The sequence below is a fragment of the Pseudomonas monteilii NBRC 103158 = DSM 14164 genome (assembly GCF_000730605.1).
GTDB lineage: Bacteria > Pseudomonadota > Gammaproteobacteria > Pseudomonadales > Pseudomonadaceae > Aquipseudomonas > Aquipseudomonas monteilii.
The window spans coordinates 204,174-221,751 of record NZ_BBIS01000008.1 but is presented as its reverse complement, the minus strand read 5'-3'; the positions used below and the strand labels follow the sequence as shown (position 1 = coordinate 221,751).

Below are 17,578 nucleotides of genomic sequence, written 5' to 3'. Positions count from 1 at the left end.
TCAGGACGCGGTATTTGCTACACCTTGAGCTTCTTTCGGCGCCAGGCGGAACGCGTAATACAACACCGTCAACAGCACCAGGAACGCCGGGCCGATGTACAGGGCCACACGGGTATCCTCGAAGTACGCCATCAAGCCAACCACCAGCACCAGGAACGCCAGCGCCAGGTAGGAGCTCAGCGGCCACAGCCACATACGGTACTTCAGTGCCTTGCGCTCGGCGGTGGTAAGGCCTGCGCGGAACTTGAGCTGTGCGAGCAGAATCATCACCCAGGTCCAGATCGCGCCGAAGGTAGCGATCGAGGTGACCCAGACAAAGACCTTTTCCGGCACCAGATAGTTGGCCAGTACACCCAGCAACAGCGCGCCGATCGACAGCAGCAGCGCATTGCGCGGTACCCCATTCTTCGAAGTACGGGCGAAGGCCGCCGGGGCCTGGCCGTTCTGCGCCAGGCTATAGAGCATGCGCCCGGTGCTGAAGATGCCGCCGTTGCACGACGACAGTGCCGCTGTGATGACCACGAAGTTGATGATGCCGGCCGCAGTCTTGATACCGAGGCGCTCGAAGGTCATCACGAACGGGCTGCCCTGGCTGCCGATTTCGTTCCACGGGTAGATCGACAGGATCACGAACAACGCGCCCACGTAGAACAGCAGAATGCGCCAGAACACCGAGCCGATGGCCTGCGGGATGGTCTTTTGCGGGTTGCGTGCTTCACCGGCGGTCAGGCCGATCATTTCCACGCCCAGGTAAGCGAACATCACCATCTGCAGCGACATCAGCACGCCGGTCACGCCATTGGGCATGAAGCCACCGTTGCTCCACAGGTTGGAAATGCCCATAGCCACACCGTCATTGCCAAAACCAAAGGCGATGATGCCGATACCGCCCAGGACCATGGCGATGATGGTGACGATCTTGATCAGGGCGAACCAGAACTCGAATTCACCGAAAGCCTTCACCGCTACCAGGTTGACCGCGCCCATGCTGCCCAGCGCCGCCAGGGCCCAGATCCAGCGCGGTACGTCGGGGAACCAGATGCCCATATAGATGGCCACTGCGGTAATTTCGGCAACGCAGGTCACCAGCCACAGGAACCAGTAGTTCCAACCGGTGAGGAAGCCCGCCAGAGGGCCGAGGTAGTCCTGGGCATAGCGGCTGAAGGAGCCGGCGACAGGGTTGTGCACGGCCATTTCACCAAGGGCGCGCATGATCACAAGGATGGCCAGGCCGCCGATGATATAGGACAGCATGATCGCAGGGCCGGCCATTTCGATGGCCTTGGCCGAACCCAGGAAAAGACCGACACCGATACAGGCGCCCAGCGCCATCAGACGGATGTGCCGTTCGCCCAGTTCACGCTTGAGCGGGCCGCCTTCAGTGGCAGGGCCGTGGGCAGGGTGGTTGCCGACTGGCATAGCAATACAACCTCATTTTGTTATTGGATTTGACCTTCGTGCAGCACCGGCCATGCCGATAGGCGTGGCGTTGGCTTGCCAGACTGGCCTTGTGGGCCGGCCCGTATGCCGGAATAGAGCGCCCGGCAGGTCGAAGGGGGCGAGCAGTATAGGAAGAGCGTTGTAGGGGTTTTCACTGTATATGTGCAGAAATTTGGCGAGAACCCCGGGATCGCGTCACACTTATCACGATCGCCCGAGCACCATAGCAACATCCCGGTACGAAGAAACCCACACCAAAGCCGCATAGCCCTACCTCGCCTTTCTTCCCGTCCTACAAATTTTTCACCTCACCCGCTCAACGTCTAAGCTTCAGACAAGCAAGACGAAAATACCTGGCCGGATAGAAGACTATGGGCGCACTGTGGCAATCGGAACCAACCAGAACGGAAGCACCCGAGATACCTCCGGCCGAGACGCCACAACCCAAGTCACCCCGTCAGCGTCGGCTATGGTGGCGGCTGATCATCCTTATTCTGCTGGTGGCGCTGGTTGCCATCGGCTTTGCGGCGTATGACGAATTCCGCACCTCCGAGCTGCAATCGCGAGAATTCAGCAAACTGGCCGGCACGCTGACCTATTCGCTGCAGCCAGGCCCCAGCGATGCCATCGTGTACCCGGGTGAAGGGCCGTTCGACAAACGCCTGGGCTACAGCGCGTTGGGCGAGTTCTTGCCACGCCTGCTCAAGCGCGACTACCTGATCAGCGAGCAGGTGAAGTTCTCGCCAGCGTTGATGAACTACGTCGAACACGGGCTGTTCGTGCCTTACATCGAGAAAATCCAGGCCGGTCTGTCGATCACCGACTGCCGTGGCGACACCCTGTACCAGTACAACTACCCGCAGCACCTGTACCCTGATTTTGCAGCGATCCCGCCGGTGATGGTCAACAGCCTGCTGTTCATCGAGAACCGCGACCTGCTCGACACCCAGGACCCGCGCAACAACCCGGCCGTGGACTGGCCACGCTTTGCCAAGGCAGCCTACAGCCAGGTGGCCAAGTACCTGGCCTTGCCCGGCCAGTCCGCTGGCGGCAGTACCTTGGCCACGCAGCTGGAAAAATACCGTCACTCCCCAGACGGCCTGACCGTCTCGGGGGCCGAGAAAATCCGCCAGATGATTTCCGCCAGCGTACGCGCCTACCAAGGCGGCCCTGACACGACTGAGGCTCGTCAGCGTATCGTGCGTGACTACCTCAACAGCGTGCCTCTCTCGGCTGTACCGGGGCATGGCGAAGTGCATGGCATGGCCGAAGGCTTGCGGGTGTGGTACGGCGCCGACTTCGACCAGGTCAACCAGGCCCTGACTTCCACGGCCAGCGACCCCGAGAGCATGGCCGCACGCGGCCTGGCCCTGCGCCAAGTACTGTCACTGATGATTGCCCAGCGCCGCCCCTCGCATTACCTGTCCAAGGGCCGCGTCGAGCTGGCAGAACTGACCGATTCGCACATCCGCGTGCTGGCCGCCAACAAGGTGATCGAGCAGCCCTTGGCCGACGCCGCGCTGGCCAGCAAGGCGGTGTACCGCGACTGGGTTGCGCAGCCGACCATCGTGCCGATTGTGACCAACAAGGGCATCAGCCTGGCACGCAACCGCCTGGCCGCCATGCTCAACCGCCCTTTGTACGACCTCGACCGACTCGACCTGTCGGCCACCAGCACCTTGCAGGCGGATTTGCAGTTGCAAGTGAGCCAGTACCTGAAGAACCTTGCCGACCCCGAATTCGCGGCGCAGATCGGCCTGATCGGCGAGCGCCTGCTGACCAGCAAGACCACCGACCAGGTGAGCTACAGCTTTACCCTGTTCGAGCGCACCGGCGACGGCTCACGGGTGCGTGTGCAGACCGACAGCACCAACCAGCCTTTCGACATCAACGAAGGCAGCAAGCTGGAGCTGGGCTCGACCGCCAAGCTGCGGGTACTGACCACCTACCTGGAAATCATCGCGCAGCTGCACGACAAGTACGCGGGCAAACCCGCCGCCGAGTTGAAAAAGGTCGAAGTCGCCGAACTCGACCGCATTACCCAGTGGTCGCTGGAGTGGCTTGCACAAAACAGCAAGAACCAGAGCCTGGATGCCATGCTCGATGCGGCGCTGGAGCGCAAGTATTCCGCCAACACCGGTGAAGCCTTCTTCACCGGCGGCGGCATGCATGTGTTCAACAACTTCCGCAAGGAAGACAACAACCGCAACCCGACGCTCAAGGATGCCCTGCGCGAATCGATCAACCTGCCGTTCATCCGCCTGATGCGCGACCTGGTGCGCTACGTGACCTACCAGCAGCCGTACAACCGCGTGCCGCTGCTAAAGGACGACGCCGATCCGCGCCGCCAGGAATACCTGGCCCGCTTCGCCGACAAGGAAGGCACCAATTACCTGATGCGCTTCTGGAAGAAATACCAACGCAAGACCTCGCAGCAGCGCCTGGACACCTTCCTCGACAGTATGCGTGTGACGCCACAGCGGCTGGCGGCGGTGCACCGCTACCTGTTCCCCGAAGCCGGCCAGGAAACCTTCAATGCCTTCGTCCGTGCCCACCTCAAGGGCGACAAGATTGCCTTGGGCAAGCTGACCGACGGTCGCCTGTCGGAAATGTACGACGCCTACGGCCCAGGCAAGTACGACCTGCCTGATCAAGGCTACATCGCCAAGGTCCACCCGCTCGACCTGTGGCTGCTCGGCTACTTGCTGAAGAACCCCAGCTCGACCCTGACCGAGATGGTCAACGCCAGCCGCTTCGAGCGCCAGGAGGTGTACGGCTGGTTGTTCAAGAGCCGCCACCAAGGCGCCCGCGATAGCCGCATCCGCACCATGGTCGAGATCGAAGCCTTCCTCGACATCCACCAGCGCTGGAAACGCGTGGGCTATCCATTCGACCACCTGGTGCCTTCGCTGGCCACTGCCATCGGCAGCTCGGGCGACCGCCCTGCTGCCCTTTCCGAACTGGTCGGCATCATCCAGAACGACGGCGTTCGCCTGCCAACCTTGCGTATCGATACCCTGCACTTTGCGGCCAACACACCTTACGAAACCAAGCTGATCACCGACCCTGACCGGGGCGTGCGGATTCTGCCGGTTGAAGTCGCGCGTGCCCTGAAAGGCGCCATGTCGCAAGTGGTAGACGCAGGTACCGCGCGGCGTATTTCCGGCAGCTTCAAGCTGCAGGACGGCACACCATTGGTGATGGGTGGCAAGACCGGTACCGGTGACAACCGCATCGAAAGCTTCGGCGCCGGCGGTCGGTTGATTGGCTCGCGCTCGCTGAACCGTACCGCCACCTTCGTGTTCTTCCTGGGCGACAACCACTTCGGCACCCTCACCGCCTTCGTCCCGGGGCGCTCGGCAGAGGCGTTCAAATTCACCTCGGCACTGCCCGTGCAGGTGCTCAAGGGCATGGCCCCGATCCTCATGCCGTACCTGCAACCGGGCAATCCGAATGAATGCAAACCGCCGCAGGTTGCCCTGCACACACCACCAGCGGCAGGGAACGTATCGAACGACTAGATGATAATCATCCGCATTAAAGGGCTTGTCTTTAGATATATCTTGAGTAATATCTTAAGATATATCGCAACTGATGGAGCCCTGTCCCATGCGCGAACACACCCCCCATGATCCCTTCGAACGGCGCCCTGGCCGTGGCGAGCGTGGCCCACGCGTTTTCGCCCCCGGAGACCTCAAGCTATTGATGCTCGACCTGCTGGCCGAACAGCCCGGCCACGGTTACGACCTGATCCGCCAGATCGAGAACCTTTTCGACGGCAGCTACAGCCCAAGCCCCGGGGTGATCTACCCCACGCTGAACTTCCTTGAAGAAGCCGAGCTGATCAGCGGCCAGATACAGGGCAGCAAACGCCTCTACGCCATCACCGATGCCGGCCGCCATGCGCTGGCCGAGCAAGCTGTCGCGCTGGACGGCGTGCGTATGCGCATCGAAGTCAGCAAACGCGCCCTGCGCGGCCATGACCGCCCGCCAGAAATTCACGAAGCGGTCGGCAACCTGCGCCACGCACTGCACATGCACAGCGGCCGCTGGACACCGGAAGAAATCGAACGAGTTCGCGACCTGCTCAACCATACCGCCAAGGCCATTGCCTCCGGGCCGGCCGAACCTGTCAGGGAGACTCCCCATGAGTGACACCATCCACCGCGTCAACCACGAGATCCGACAACGCCGACTGCAGGTACTGCGGGTCACCGACCTCACCCCACGCATGCGCCGCATCACCCTGGGTGGTACCGAGCTGCAAGGCTTCACCAGCGTGGGCAGCGACGACCATATCAAACTGCTGTTCGCCGAAACGCCAGAACAACAGCAGGCCATCGAGGCCCGTAATCTGGGGCGTGACGGTGGTGCACGGCCCACCATGCGCGAGTACACACCACGGCGTATCGACCTGGTGGCCAATGAGCTGGATATCGACTTTGTGCTGCACGGTGACGGCCCTGCCTCCACCTGGGCTGCGCAGGCCGCGCCGGGGCAAACGCTGGATATCGCCGGGCCACGGGCGTCGATGGTGGTGCCGGACATGTTCGACAGCTATTTGCTGGTTGGTGACGAAACGGCCATTCCGGCAATTGGCCGTCGGCTGGAAGAGTTGCCAGCGGGCCGCCAAGTGCTGGCGGTGATCCAGATCGAAGATGAGCAGGAGCGCCAGCCACTGCCGAGCAAGGCTCAGGTTGAAGTGATCTGGGTACGCCGCCAGCAGGAAGATTTGCTGGCACTGGTGAAGAACCTGACCTTGCCGCAAGGCCGGTTGTATGGCTGGGTGGCGCTGGAAAAAACCCTGACCCGCCAGGCCAAGGCGCTGCTGCTGGAGAAAGGGGTGCCGGAAGATGCGCTGAAGGCTGCGGCCTACTGGCGTGCCGACGGGACTGCGGACGACGAGTGATTGTTGTTGCCTGTTCCGGCCCTTTCGCGGGTTTACCCGCGAAAGGGCCGGAACAGGCAACAACATATCTAGAGATTTTCAGCCGCCCGTCGCCCTTGCCATTTGTCCAGCCCCAGCAAAACGACTCCAATCCCCCAGAACCCCATCAACACCCCCAAGGCATTGAGCATCACCTGCCCATATCCAAGGCTCGCCACATCGATGAACGGGTAGGCATACACGCCAATCTCGCTCCCCCGCCACAGCGCATAGGCAAAGTACACCGCCGGGTATATCGCCCAGACCGCCAGGTGCCATAGCCGCAACGTGCCCTTGCGCACCTCGCACCACCAATACAAGGCATACAGCACCGGCATCACGTCGTGCAGCAGTTCATCCGCCAGCCACTGCCAACCCTGCGGTTGCCACAAGTGGCGCAGCAGCACGCTGTAGGCCAGTGCCACCAGCACGATACTGGCAGCGATCGCGGAACTCACCGAAGGAGACAGGAAAAAACGCTTGGCACGCCCTTCCCGCCCAAACGCCGCATAACTGAGCACCGTCGCCACCAAGGTATTGCTCAGCACGGTGAAGTACCCGAACACGTTGATCAGGCCGCCCATCAGGCTGGCCTGTTCCTGCCAACGCGCCACCAGCACCAGGTACACCTGCACAGTCAGACCGAACCAGCCCAGTACAGCCATACCGGTCAGCCAAGGACGCTGTGGCATGTCAGGCCTGTCGCTGCATTTTCACATACAGCTGCTCGACCTTTTCCCGCGCCCACGGTGTCTTGCGCAAGAAGGTCAGGCTCGACTTGATGGTCGGGTTGCTCTTGAAGCAGCGCACATCGATGCGTTCGGCCAGGCCCTGCCATTGGTAGTGCGCCACCAGCTCGGTAAGGATCTGCTCAAGGGTCTTGCCGTGTAGCGCGTTGTGTTGGGCCGTGTTCATGCTGTGCTCCGTAGGAAAGATGCGCACCTTACACGAGTGTAGTGGTGGGTGGGATCAGTCGACTCGACAGAAAAACCGCTGGCAATGGGCAAAACCTCTGTGCTGAAATAGATATGTTATGTTGTAACATTACAAAATCCTCTGCCAAGGAACGCCCCATCCCCATGCTGTACACACCGCTTCGCCTCTCACCCCTTGCCGTCGCGCTCTGGCTGGCTGCATCACCCAGCCAGGCCGTGGAACTCGAACCCCAGGTCATCACCGCCAACCCACTGGGCAATCGCCAGCTGGCCGCTCCCAGCACCGTGCTTGAAGGCGACAACCTGTTGCAGCAACAGCACGGCAGCCTCGGTGAAACCCTGAACAAACAGCCCGGTGTCGCCTCCACCTGGTTCGGACCGGGTGCCAGCCGCCCGGTGATTCGTGGCCTGGACGGCGACCGCATTCGTATCCTGCGCAACGGCGTCGGCGCGCTGGATGCCTCGTCGCTGTCCTACGACCATGCCGTACCGCTGGACCCGGTCACCGTCGACCGCGTCGAGATCGTCCGTGGCCCTGCCGCCCTGCTGTACGGCGGTAACGCCATCGGCGGTGTGGTCAACACCTTCGACAACCGCATCCCGGATGCGCCCATCGAGGGCATTCACGGTGCCGGTGAGCTGCGCTACGGCGGCGCCGACACCACCCGCAGCAGCGCCGGCAAGCTGGAGGCCGGTAACGGTGCCTTTGCCCTGCACCTGGATGCCAACAGTCGCCAGTTCAACGACCTGCGCATCCCCGGCTACGCCCGCAGTTCCAAGGTGCGTGACGCTGACGAGCCCGGCAGCAAGCACCGCCTGGAAAACAGCGACGGTCGCCAGGATGGCGGTGCGGTCGGTGGCGCGTACCATTGGGATCACGGCTATGCTGGCCTGTCCTACAGCGGCTATGACAGCAACTACGGCTCGGTGGCCGAATCTGGCGTGCGCCTGGACATGAAGCAGGACCACTACGCCTTCGCCTCCGAACTGCGCGACCTCGGCGGCCCGTTCAGCTCGGTCAAGGTCGATGCCGGCTACACCGACTACGAACACAGGGAGATTGAAGAAGGCGAGGTGCACACCACCTTCAAGAACAAAGGCTACGAAGCGCGCATCGAAGCCCGCCACCAACCGCTCGGGCCGGTGGAAGGGGTGATTGGCGCCCAGGTCAGCCGCAACGAGTTCTCTGCCCTGGGCGAAGAAGCCTTTGTACCGCACACCGATACCGACAGCCTGGCGCTGTTCATGCTCGAGCAGTGGCAGGCCACCGAGCGCCTGAACCTGAGCCTGGGTGCACGCATGGAGCACACCCGGGTAGACCCCGACGCCAAAGGCAACGAAAACTTCGTCGATGCCGACAGCGCGAGCAGCTTCAACGCCTTCAGCCTGTCGTCAGGTGCGGTGTACCAGCTTGACCCGATCTGGTCGCTGGCCGCCAACCTCGGCTACACCGAGCGCGCTCCGACCTTCTACGAGCTGTATGCCAATGGCGCACATGTGGCCACTGGCGCCTTTGAAGTTGGCGATGCCAGCCTGAACAAGGAAAAGGCCATTTCCGCCGACCTGGCACTACGCTTCGACAATGGCACGCACAAGGGCAGTGTCGGGGTGTTCTACAGCCACTTCCGCAACTACATCGGATTGATCGGCACCGGCAACACCCGCGAAGGTGGGCATGACCACGACCACGACGAGGATGACCACGACCACGATCATGACCACGGTAGCTTCCCGGAGTACCAGTACCAGGGCGTGCGTGCGCGCTTCTATGGCATCGAAGCCCAGGACCGCTGGCAACTGGCCGAGAACCGTTACGGCAGCTTCGCGCTGGAACTCTCCGGCGACTACACCCGAGCCAAGAACCTCGACAGTGGCGAGCCGCTGCCACGCATCGCCCCGCTGCGCCTGAACAGCGGGCTTGTCTGGGAACTGGACCGCTGGCAGGCACGGGTCGATGTGCAACATGCGGCATCGCAACACCGCAAGCCGGCCAACGAAACCAGCACCGATGGCTACACCACGCTGGGGGCGAGCGTTGGCTACCGCTTCGAGGTTGGCCAAAGCCAGTGGCTGGCGTTTGTGCGCGGTGAAAACCTGACCGACCAGACTGTGCGTTATGCCAGCTCTATTCTGCGCGATATTGCCCCGGCGCCGGGGCGTAGTGTGGAAGTCGGCCTGCGTACTACATTCTGAAATCGCGGGGGCGCTTTGCGCCCCCTACAGGCCATTGTTACCAGACAAACAATAATGCCCTGCGACATTTTGTCTTTTTTTCTTACAACTTCCCCTATATCCTCCTCGCCGCAAGCTGAAACGCTTCATCGAAACCCTCTTGTCGCCATATCCATTGAAGGGCCCGACCTTCGATGCGCTTGCCGTTTTTTCAACAATCAAAAGATAGCGCTATCTCATGTTTCAACTGCCCAAACCCTGTTACATCGGCCTTGCCCTCAGTGCCTTGGCGACACCCGCCAGTGCCAGCGAAATGTTCGCCAACGACTCCCCCTGGATGCTCGGCGACTGGGGCGGCACCCGCAGCGAATTGCTGGAAAAAGGCTACGATTTCACCCTCGGCTACACCGGCGAGATGGGCAGCAACCTGCACGGCGGCTACGACCACGACCGCACGGCGCGCTACAGCGACCAGTTCACCTTTGGCAGCCACCTGGACCTGGAAAAGATCCTGGGCTGGCATGACACCGAGTTCCAGCTGACCATCACCGAACGCCACGGCGACAACATCAGCAACGACCGCATCAACGACCCACGCGTCGGCGGCTTCACCTCGGCCCAGGAAGTCTGGGGCCGTGGCGAAACTTGGCGCCTGACCCAGATGTGGATCAAGCAGAAGTACTTCGACAGCGCGCTGGACGTGAAATTCGGCCGCTTCGGCGAAGGCGAGGACTTCAACAGCTTCCCCTGCGACTTCCAGAACCTGGCCTTCTGCGGCTCGCAGGTGGGCAACTGGGTGGGCGGCATCTGGTACAACTGGCCGGTCAGCCAGTGGGCCCTGCGCGTGCGCTACAACCTTACCTCCGAGCTTTACGCGCAGGTCGGCGTCTTCGAGCAGAACCCTTCCAACCTTGAATCCGGCAACGGCTTCAAGCTCAGCGGCAGCGGCACCCAGGGCGCGGTAATGCCGGTGGAACTGGTGTGGAGCCCGCGTCTGAATGGCCTGAAAGGGGAATATCGCGCCGGCTACTACTACAGTAATGCCAAGGCACAGGATGTTCTCAAGGACAGCAACGGCCAGCCGGCAGCCCTGAGCGGCGCCGCCTACCGCAGCAGTTCCAGCAAACACGGCATGTGGCTCGGCGCCCAGCAGCAGGTGACTTCGCTGGCCTCCGACCAGTCGCGTGGCCTGAGCCTGTTCGCCAACGCCACGGTGCATGACAAGAAGACCAATGCCATCGACAACTATGTGCAGGCAGGACTGGTATACAAGGGGCCTTTCGACGCCCGCGCCAAGGACGACATCGGTTTCGCCCTGGCCCGCGTGCACGTCAACCCTGCCTACCGCAAGAACGCCCGCCTGGCCAACCAGGCCGCCGGCGTCGACGACTACGACAACCCCGGCTTCCTGCCCGTGCAGGACACCGAATACAGCGCCGAGCTGTACTACGGCATTCATTTGGCCGACTGGCTCACGGTTCGCCCCAACCTGCAGTACATCCGCCACCCGGGCGGGGTATCGCAGGTTGATGGCGCCCTGGTCGGCGGCCTGAAGATCCAGAGCAGTTTCTAACCCCTTTTTGACCTGACGGAGAACCTACGATGAGCACTGAAAGTGCCAACAATGGAAGCCGCTGGCTACCGCGCCTGATGGGCGCGCTGCTGTTGCTGATGGGCCTGGCCCTGCTGGCCGGCGGCATCAAGCTGAGCCAGCTGGGTGGATCGCTTTACTACCTGATCGCCGGTATCGGTTTTGCCCTGTCGGGCATCCTGCTGCTGGCTCAGCGCCGTATCGCCCTGGGCCTGTATGGCCTGGTACTGCTGGCCAGCACCGTCTGGGCCCTGCTCGAAGTGGGCCTGGACTGGTGGCAACTGGTGCCACGCCTGGCCATCTGGTTCGCCATCGGCGTGGTGCTGCTGCTGCCTTGGGCACGTCGCCCGCTGATCGGCCCGGCCAGCAAAGCCAACACTGCGCTGCTGAGCGTTGCCGTGGTCGCATCCGGCGCTTGCGCGGTCGCCAGCCAGTTCACCCACCCCGGTGAAGTGTTCGGCGAACTGGGCCGCGAAAGCAGTGAAATGGCCAGTGCTGCCCCGGCCATGCCCGACGGCGAATGGCAGGCCTACGGCCGTACTGAACATGGCGACCGCTACTCGCCGCTGCGTCAGATCACCCCACAAAACGCCTACCGCCTGGAAGAGGCCTGGCGTATTCGTACCGGTGACTTGCCGACCGAAAACGACCCGGTGGAGCTGACCAACCAGAACACCCCGCTGAAGGTCAACGGCATGCTCTATGCCTGCACCGCGCACAGCCGCCTGCTGGCACTGGACCCGGACACGGGTGCGGAAATCTGGCGCTACGACCCTCAGGTCAAAAGCCCGGTCGGCACCTTCAAGGGCTTTGCCCACATGACCTGCCGTGGCGTTTCGTACTATGACGAAAACCGCTACGTCAGCCGCGACGGCAGCCCGGCACCGAAAATCACTGACGCAGGCCAAGCCGTGGCCCAGGCCTGCCCGCGCCGCCTCTACCTGCCTACCGCAGATGCCCGCCTGATCGCCATCAACGCCGACAACGGCAAGGTGTGCGAAGGCTTCGCCAACCAGGGCGTGATCGACCTCACCACCGGTATCGGCCCGTTCACCGCCGGCGGCTACTACTCCACCTCGCCTGCTGCAGTCACCCGTGACCTGGTGATCATCGGCGGCCACGTGACCGACAACGAGTCGACCAACGAGCCGTCCGGCGTGATCCGTGCCTACGACGTGCACGATGGCCACCTGGTTTGGAACTGGGACAGCAACAACCCGGACGACACCAAGCCATTGGCCCCGGGCAAGCTGTACAGCCGCAACTCGGCCAACATGTGGTCGATCGCCAGCGTCGATGAAGACCTTGGCATGATCTACCTGCCGCTGGGCAACCAGACCCCGGACCAGTGGGGCGCCGACCGCACACCAGGCGCAGAGAAGTACAGCGCCGGCGTGGTCGCGCTTGACCTGGCCACCGGCAAGGCTCGCTGGAACTACCAGTTCACCCATCACGACCTGTGGGACATGGACGTCGGCAGCCAGCCGACCCTGGTGCACCTGAAGACCGACGATGGCGTGAAACCCGCGATCATCGTGCCGACCAAGCAAGGCAGCCTGTATGTGCTCGACCGCCGCGACGGCACGCCGATCGTACCGATTCGCGAAATCCCTACCCCGCAAGGCGCGGTGAAGGGCGACCACACCTCGCCGACCCAGGCCCGCTCCGACCTCAACCTGCTTGGCCCTGAGCTGACCGAACAGGCCATGTGGGGCGCCACGCCGTTCGACCAGATGCTGTGCCGCATCCAGTTCCGCGAGCTGCGCTACGAAGGCCAGTACACCCCGCCGTCCGAGCAGGGCTCGCTGGTCTACCCAGGCAACGTCGGCGTATTCAACTGGGGCAGCGTGTCGGTTGACCCGGTGCGCCAGCTGCTGTTCACCTCGCCCAACTACATGGCCTTCGTATCGAAGATGGTCCCGCGTGAGCAGGTTGCCGAAGGCAGCAAACGCGAAAGCGAGACCAGCGGCGTGCAGCCGAATACCGGCGCCCCTTATGCAGTGACCATGCACCCGTTCATGTCGCCACTGGGCGTACCGTGCCAGGCCCCGGCCTGGGGTTACGTTGCCGCCATCGACCTGTTCACCAACAAGGTGGTGTGGAAGCACAAGAACGGTACCACCCGCGACAGCACCCCGGTCCCGATCGGCCTGCCAGTTGGCGTGCCAAGCATGGGCGGCTCGATCGTGACCGCTGGTGGCGTCGGCTTCCTCAGCGGCACCCTCGACCAGTACCTGCGCGCCTATGACGTGAACAACGGCAAGGAACTGTGGAAAGCCCGCCTGCCGGCAGGTGGCCAAGCCACGCCGATGAGCTACACCGGCAAGGATGGCAAGCAGTACGTGCTGGTGACTGCCGGCGGCCATGGCTCGCTGGGTACCAAAATGGGCGACTACATCATCGCTTACAAACTCGCTGAATAACCCTCAAGTGATGCGGTGGCTGTGCTGCCGCATTCGCGGCTAAAGCCGCTCCTACAGGTTCTGTGCTGCCCCCAAGGCAGGCGCCGTACCTGTAGGAGCGGCTTTAGCCGCGAAGAGGCCGGTACAGCCGACCAAAGATGAAAGCCCTGCCTGCTGCCTTCGTCTACCATTGAAACCCATCCCACCCTGCCCCATCTAAGCACCATAGTCATTCACGCAGGTGCCCCATGAGCGACCAGCAGGATTTCCCGGAACACCCCGACGAACACAACGAAGTCGAACACACCACCACGCAGGCCGAAACCGGCCATGCCCTCGCCCTGCCCGGCCAGCAGCTGCCGGACAAGGTCTACGTGATCCCGATCCACAACCGCCCGTTCTTCCCGGCTCAGGTACTGCCGGTCATCGTCAATGAAGAACCCTGGGCCGAAACGCTCGACCTGGTGGCCAAGTCGCCGGACCACTGCCTGGCACTGTTCTTCATGGACACCCCGCCAGAAGACCACCGCCACTTCGACACCGCCGCGCTGCCGCAGTACGGCACGCTGGTCAAGGTGCACCATGCCAGCCGTGAGAACGGCAAACTGCAGTTCGTTGCCCAGGGCCTGACCCGGGTACGCATCCGCACCTGGCTCAAGCACCACCGCCCGCCCTACCTGGTTGAAGTCGAATACCCGCGCCAGCCCGCCGAGCCCACCGACGAGGTAAAGGCCTACGGCATGGCGCTGATCAACGCGATCAAAGAGCTGCTGCCGCTCAACCCGTTGTACAGCGAAGAGTTGAAGAACTACCTCAATCGCTTCAGCCCCAACGACCCGTCGCCGCTCACCGATTTCGCCGCCGCGCTCACCTCGGCCACCGGCAACCAGTTGCAGGAAGTACTCGACTGCGTACCCATGCTCAAACGCATGGAAAAGGTGCTGCCGATGCTGCGCAAAGAGGTGGAAGTCGCGCGCCTGCAGAACGAGATCTCGGCCGAGGTCAACCGGCAGATCGGCGAACATCAGCGCGAGTTCTTCCTCAAGGAACAGCTCAAGGTCATCCAGCAAGAGCTGGGCCTGACCAAGGACGACCGCAGTGCCGACCTCGAACAGTTCGAGCAGCGCCTGGAAGGCAAGACCTTGCCGTCCCAGGCGCGCAAGCGCATCGACGAAGAGATGGGCAAGCTGGCCATTCTCGAAACCGGCTCACCCGAATACGCCGTCACCCGCAACTACCTCGAATGGGCCACCGCACTGCCGTGGGGTGTTTACGGCAAGGACAAGCTCGACCTCAAGCATGCGCGCAAGGTCCTCGACCAGCACCATGCCGGCCTCGACGACATCAAGGAACGCATCCTTGAATTTCTCGCCGTAGGGGCCTGGAAAGGCGAGATCAGCGGCTCGATCGTGCTGCTGGTCGGCCCGCCCGGGGTGGGCAAGACCAGCATCGGCAAGTCCATCGCCGAGTCGCTTGGCCGGCCGTTCTACCGTTTCAGCGTGGGCGGCATGCGTGATGAGGCCGAGATCAAGGGCCATCGCCGTACCTACATCGGTGCCCAGCCCGGCAAGCTGGTGCAAGCCCTGAAAGACGTCGAAGTGATGAACCCGGTGATCATGCTCGACGAAATCGACAAGATGGGCCAGAGCTACCAGGGCGACCCGGCTTCAGCGCTGCTGGAAACCCTCGACCCGGAGCAGAACGTCGACTTCCTCGACCACTACCTCGACCTGCGCCTGGACCTGTCCAAGGTGCTGTTCGTGTGCACTGCCAACACCCTCGACTCAATCCCTGGCCCATTGCTCGACCGCATGGAAGTGATCCGCCTGTCCGGCTATATCACCGAGGAAAAGCTGGCCATCGCCAAACGCCACCTGTGGCCCAAGCAACTGGAAAAGGCCGGCGTCTCCAAAAGCAGCCTCAGCATCAGCGACAGCGCCTTGCGCCTGGTGATCGATGGCTATGCCCGCGAAGCAGGCGTGCGTCAGCTGGAAAAGCAACTGGGCAAGCTGGTACGCAAGGCCGTGGTCAAGTTGCTGGAAGCCCCCGATGCAAAACTGAAGATCGGCACCAAGGACCTCGAAGCGGCACTCGGCATACCGGTGTTCCGCAGCGAGCAGGTACTGGCTGGCAAAGGCGTGATCACGGGCCTGGCCTGGACCAGCATGGGTGGCGCCACGCTGCCGATCGAGGCGACCCGCATTCACACCCTCAACCGTGGCTTCAAGCTGACTGGCAAGCTGGGTGACGTGATGAAGGAGTCGGCCGAAATTGCCTACAGCTATGTCAGCTCCAACCTCAAGCAGTTTGGCGGTGACCCAGGCTTCTTCAACGAAGCGTTCATCCACCTGCATGTACCTGAAGGGGCCACGCCCAAAGACGGCCCGAGCGCGGGCATCACCATGGCAAGTGCCCTGCTGTCGCTGGCCCGCGACCAGGCACCAAAAAAAGGCGTGGCCATGACCGGCGAGCTGACCCTCACCGGCCAGGTGCTACCGATTGGTGGTGTGCGCGAGAAGGTGATTGCGGCGCGGCGGCAGAAAATCTTCGAGCTGGTCTTGCCAGAGCCTAACCGAGGGGACTTCGAAGAACTGCCGGACTATTTGCGCGAAGGCCTGACGGTTCACTTCGCCAAGCGCTTTGCCGATGTGGCCAAGGTTCTGTTCTAACCTGCACCGGCCTCTTCGCGGCTTTAGCCGCGAAGAGGCCGGCACTGACAACACAAAACCCAACAGCATCGGTTATCCTCGGGCCATCGCCAGCCCCCGGAGCCAACATGACCGCCCCTCGTCTGCTCGTTCCCCTGAGCTTCGCCCTGCTTTCTGCCTGCGCCCAGCACCAAACACAGCCCGTCGAACTGGATGCCGAGAGTGAATGCCCAACCCGGCTGCAGGTTGGCCAGGCACTCACCCTGAGCTTGCCCAGCAACCCGTCCACCGGCTATCGCTGGCGTGTCGAAAACCCAGCCTCAAGCGTACTGCGTAGCCTCGGCCCGGAGGTATACAGCGCCCCCGAAGAAGAAGACGTGGTCGGCAGCGCCGGTGTTTCCACCTGGCGCTTCCAGGCCAGCAGCACCGGAGACGCCCAACTGGTGCTGGTCTACCAGCAGCCGTGGGCCGCAGACGTCGCCCCGGTGCAAACCTTCGACTGCAAGATTATCGTCCGCTGAGCACGATCAACTGCGGTCATACGCCATCTGCACGACCTTTAGGTAGTCACAGAGGTCTTTCAGCGCGACCGTGGCAGCATCCAGGCCCATCGTCGCGTTGAGCTTCACGGCCTGAGCCTGCCACTCCAGTTCAACCTTGCGCAGTTCGTGCAACCACGCGTTCTTGAGTGCTTCAAGGCCAGACAACGCCGTGATCGCCTCCCGCTCACCCTGCGCACTCTGCAAGGCTCGCAGCAGCTGCCGCTGGTCGCCCAGCGCTGCCTCTATTTTTTCATCAAGCCTGGTGCGAACCTTGCTCAAGTCACTGAACGTCTTGGCCCCCTCCAGTGCATCAGCATGCTTGGCCAACTTGCCAGTCACAGCCTTCAGCAGGCTGGCATCGATCTTCGGGTCCGTGATCAACCCGATGATCTGGTCAATGTCATCATCGCTCGGGATCAAGCCCTTCAGTGCACTGGCAACGGACGGCCTTTCGAACAATTCGATAGCCTGGCCAATATCTGCCCGCTGCTGGCGCAATTGGGCCAATCGTTGATCGAAGGCTAACGCCTGGCTCTGGAGGCTGACGATTCGTTTGTCCAGTTCCGCTAACGGCTCTACCAAGGCAGACAGTGTGAAAAGTTCCAACCGCAGATTCTGCCTGGACAACAGTGAATGAAGCTGGCTTAAACGGCTTAGCACACTGGCAAGCCGGTAATGGGTATCGCCCCCCAGTTTGCTCGGAATGAAATCGCGGTCCTCCAGCAAAACGATAGCGCCTATCAGGCTCTCCTTGAAGGCGCGTTCGACACCCAGCAACAATGTACGCAGTTCACCCAGTTGCTCACGCGCCCCGGGTAACACGTTCATGTCCCAGCTTTGTATCAGGTGGAATACCTGATCTTGCACGGTTTGCATCTGCACGAAATCCGGCAGGGTCGCATTAACGTTGGTCACGTCCAT

The 17,578-nt window shown here is 62.2% G+C and carries 12 protein-coding genes; 8 read left to right on the top strand and 4 right to left on the bottom strand.

Translation table 11 applies throughout. The features are described from left to right. Entirely contained in the window at positions 1–1,419 is a 1,419-nt protein-coding gene (locus PM2_RS03505; RefSeq protein WP_016713719.1) for an amino acid permease, read from the bottom strand. Positions 1,420–1,811: 392 nt separating this feature from the next. On the opposite strand from PM2_RS03505, the gene PM2_RS03500 reads away from it, so the two are divergent. From PM2_RS03500 to PM2_RS03490, 3 genes are all read left to right on the top strand, one after another. Continuing rightward, a complete protein-coding gene (locus PM2_RS03500) occupies positions 1,812–4,961 on the top strand; it encodes a transglycosylase domain-containing protein (protein WP_016713718.1) in 3,150 nt (1,049 codons plus the stop codon). Between the two features lie 88 nt (positions 4,962–5,049). Next, a complete protein-coding gene (locus PM2_RS03495) occupies positions 5,050–5,595 on the top strand; it encodes a PadR family transcriptional regulator (protein ID WP_028698561.1) in 546 nt (181 codons plus the stop codon). Further along, positions 5,588–6,349, top strand: a complete 762-nt coding sequence (locus tag PM2_RS03490; RefSeq protein WP_028698562.1) for a siderophore-interacting protein — start codon at positions 5,588–5,590, stop codon at positions 6,347–6,349. Before PM2_RS03495 ends, PM2_RS03490 begins: the two co-directional genes overlap by 8 nt. A gap of 68 nt (positions 6,350–6,417) precedes the next feature. Here PM2_RS03490 and PM2_RS03485 read toward each other — a convergent pair whose 3' ends face one another. Both PM2_RS03485 and PM2_RS03480 read right to left on the bottom strand, forming a co-directional pair. Then, the gene (locus PM2_RS03485; protein ID WP_028698563.1) at positions 6,418–7,059 is read right to left on the bottom strand and encodes a Pr6Pr family membrane protein; all 642 of its coding nucleotides are present in this window, start codon (positions 7,057–7,059) and stop codon (positions 6,418–6,420) included. A 1-nt stretch (position 7,060) separates the two neighbouring features. Continuing rightward, positions 7,061–7,282, bottom strand: a complete 222-nt coding sequence (locus PM2_RS03480) for a VF530 family protein (RefSeq protein ID WP_028698564.1) — start codon at positions 7,280–7,282, stop codon at positions 7,061–7,063. Between the two features lie 164 nt (positions 7,283–7,446). On the opposite strand from PM2_RS03480, the gene PM2_RS03475 reads away from it, so the two are divergent. From PM2_RS03475 to PM2_RS03455, 5 genes are all read left to right on the top strand, one after another. Further along, positions 7,447–9,495 carry a TonB-dependent receptor gene (locus PM2_RS03475; RefSeq protein ID WP_028698565.1) on the top strand — a complete coding sequence of 683 codons (2,049 nt, stop codon included), beginning with the start codon at positions 7,447–7,449 and terminating at the stop codon, positions 9,493–9,495. Positions 9,496–9,712: 217 nt separating this feature from the next. Beyond that, positions 9,713–11,047 carry a carbohydrate porin gene (locus PM2_RS03470; protein ID WP_028698566.1) on the top strand — a complete coding sequence of 445 codons (1,335 nt, stop codon included), beginning with the start codon at positions 9,713–9,715 and terminating at the stop codon, positions 11,045–11,047. A gap of 29 nt (positions 11,048–11,076) precedes the next feature. Beyond that, positions 11,077–13,488 carry a glucose/quinate/shikimate family membrane-bound PQQ-dependent dehydrogenase gene (locus PM2_RS03465; RefSeq protein ID WP_016713711.1) on the top strand — a complete coding sequence of 804 codons (2,412 nt, stop codon included), beginning with the start codon at positions 11,077–11,079 and terminating at the stop codon, positions 13,486–13,488. Between the two features lie 227 nt (positions 13,489–13,715). Next, positions 13,716–16,136, top strand: coding sequence for an endopeptidase La (lon, locus tag PM2_RS03460; protein WP_028698567.1), 2,421 nt, complete (start codon positions 13,716–13,718; stop codon positions 16,134–16,136). 107 nt (positions 16,137–16,243) lie between these two features. Then, a complete protein-coding gene (locus PM2_RS03455) occupies positions 16,244–16,636 on the top strand; it encodes a protease inhibitor I42 family protein (RefSeq protein WP_028698568.1) in 393 nt (130 codons plus the stop codon). Between the two features lie 6 nt (positions 16,637–16,642). Here the strand turns inward: PM2_RS03455 and PM2_RS03450 are convergent, their stop codons facing one another. Then, positions 16,643–17,578, bottom strand: coding sequence for an alpha-xenorhabdolysin family binary toxin subunit B (locus PM2_RS03450; RefSeq protein ID WP_016713708.1), 936 nt, complete (start codon positions 17,576–17,578; stop codon positions 16,643–16,645).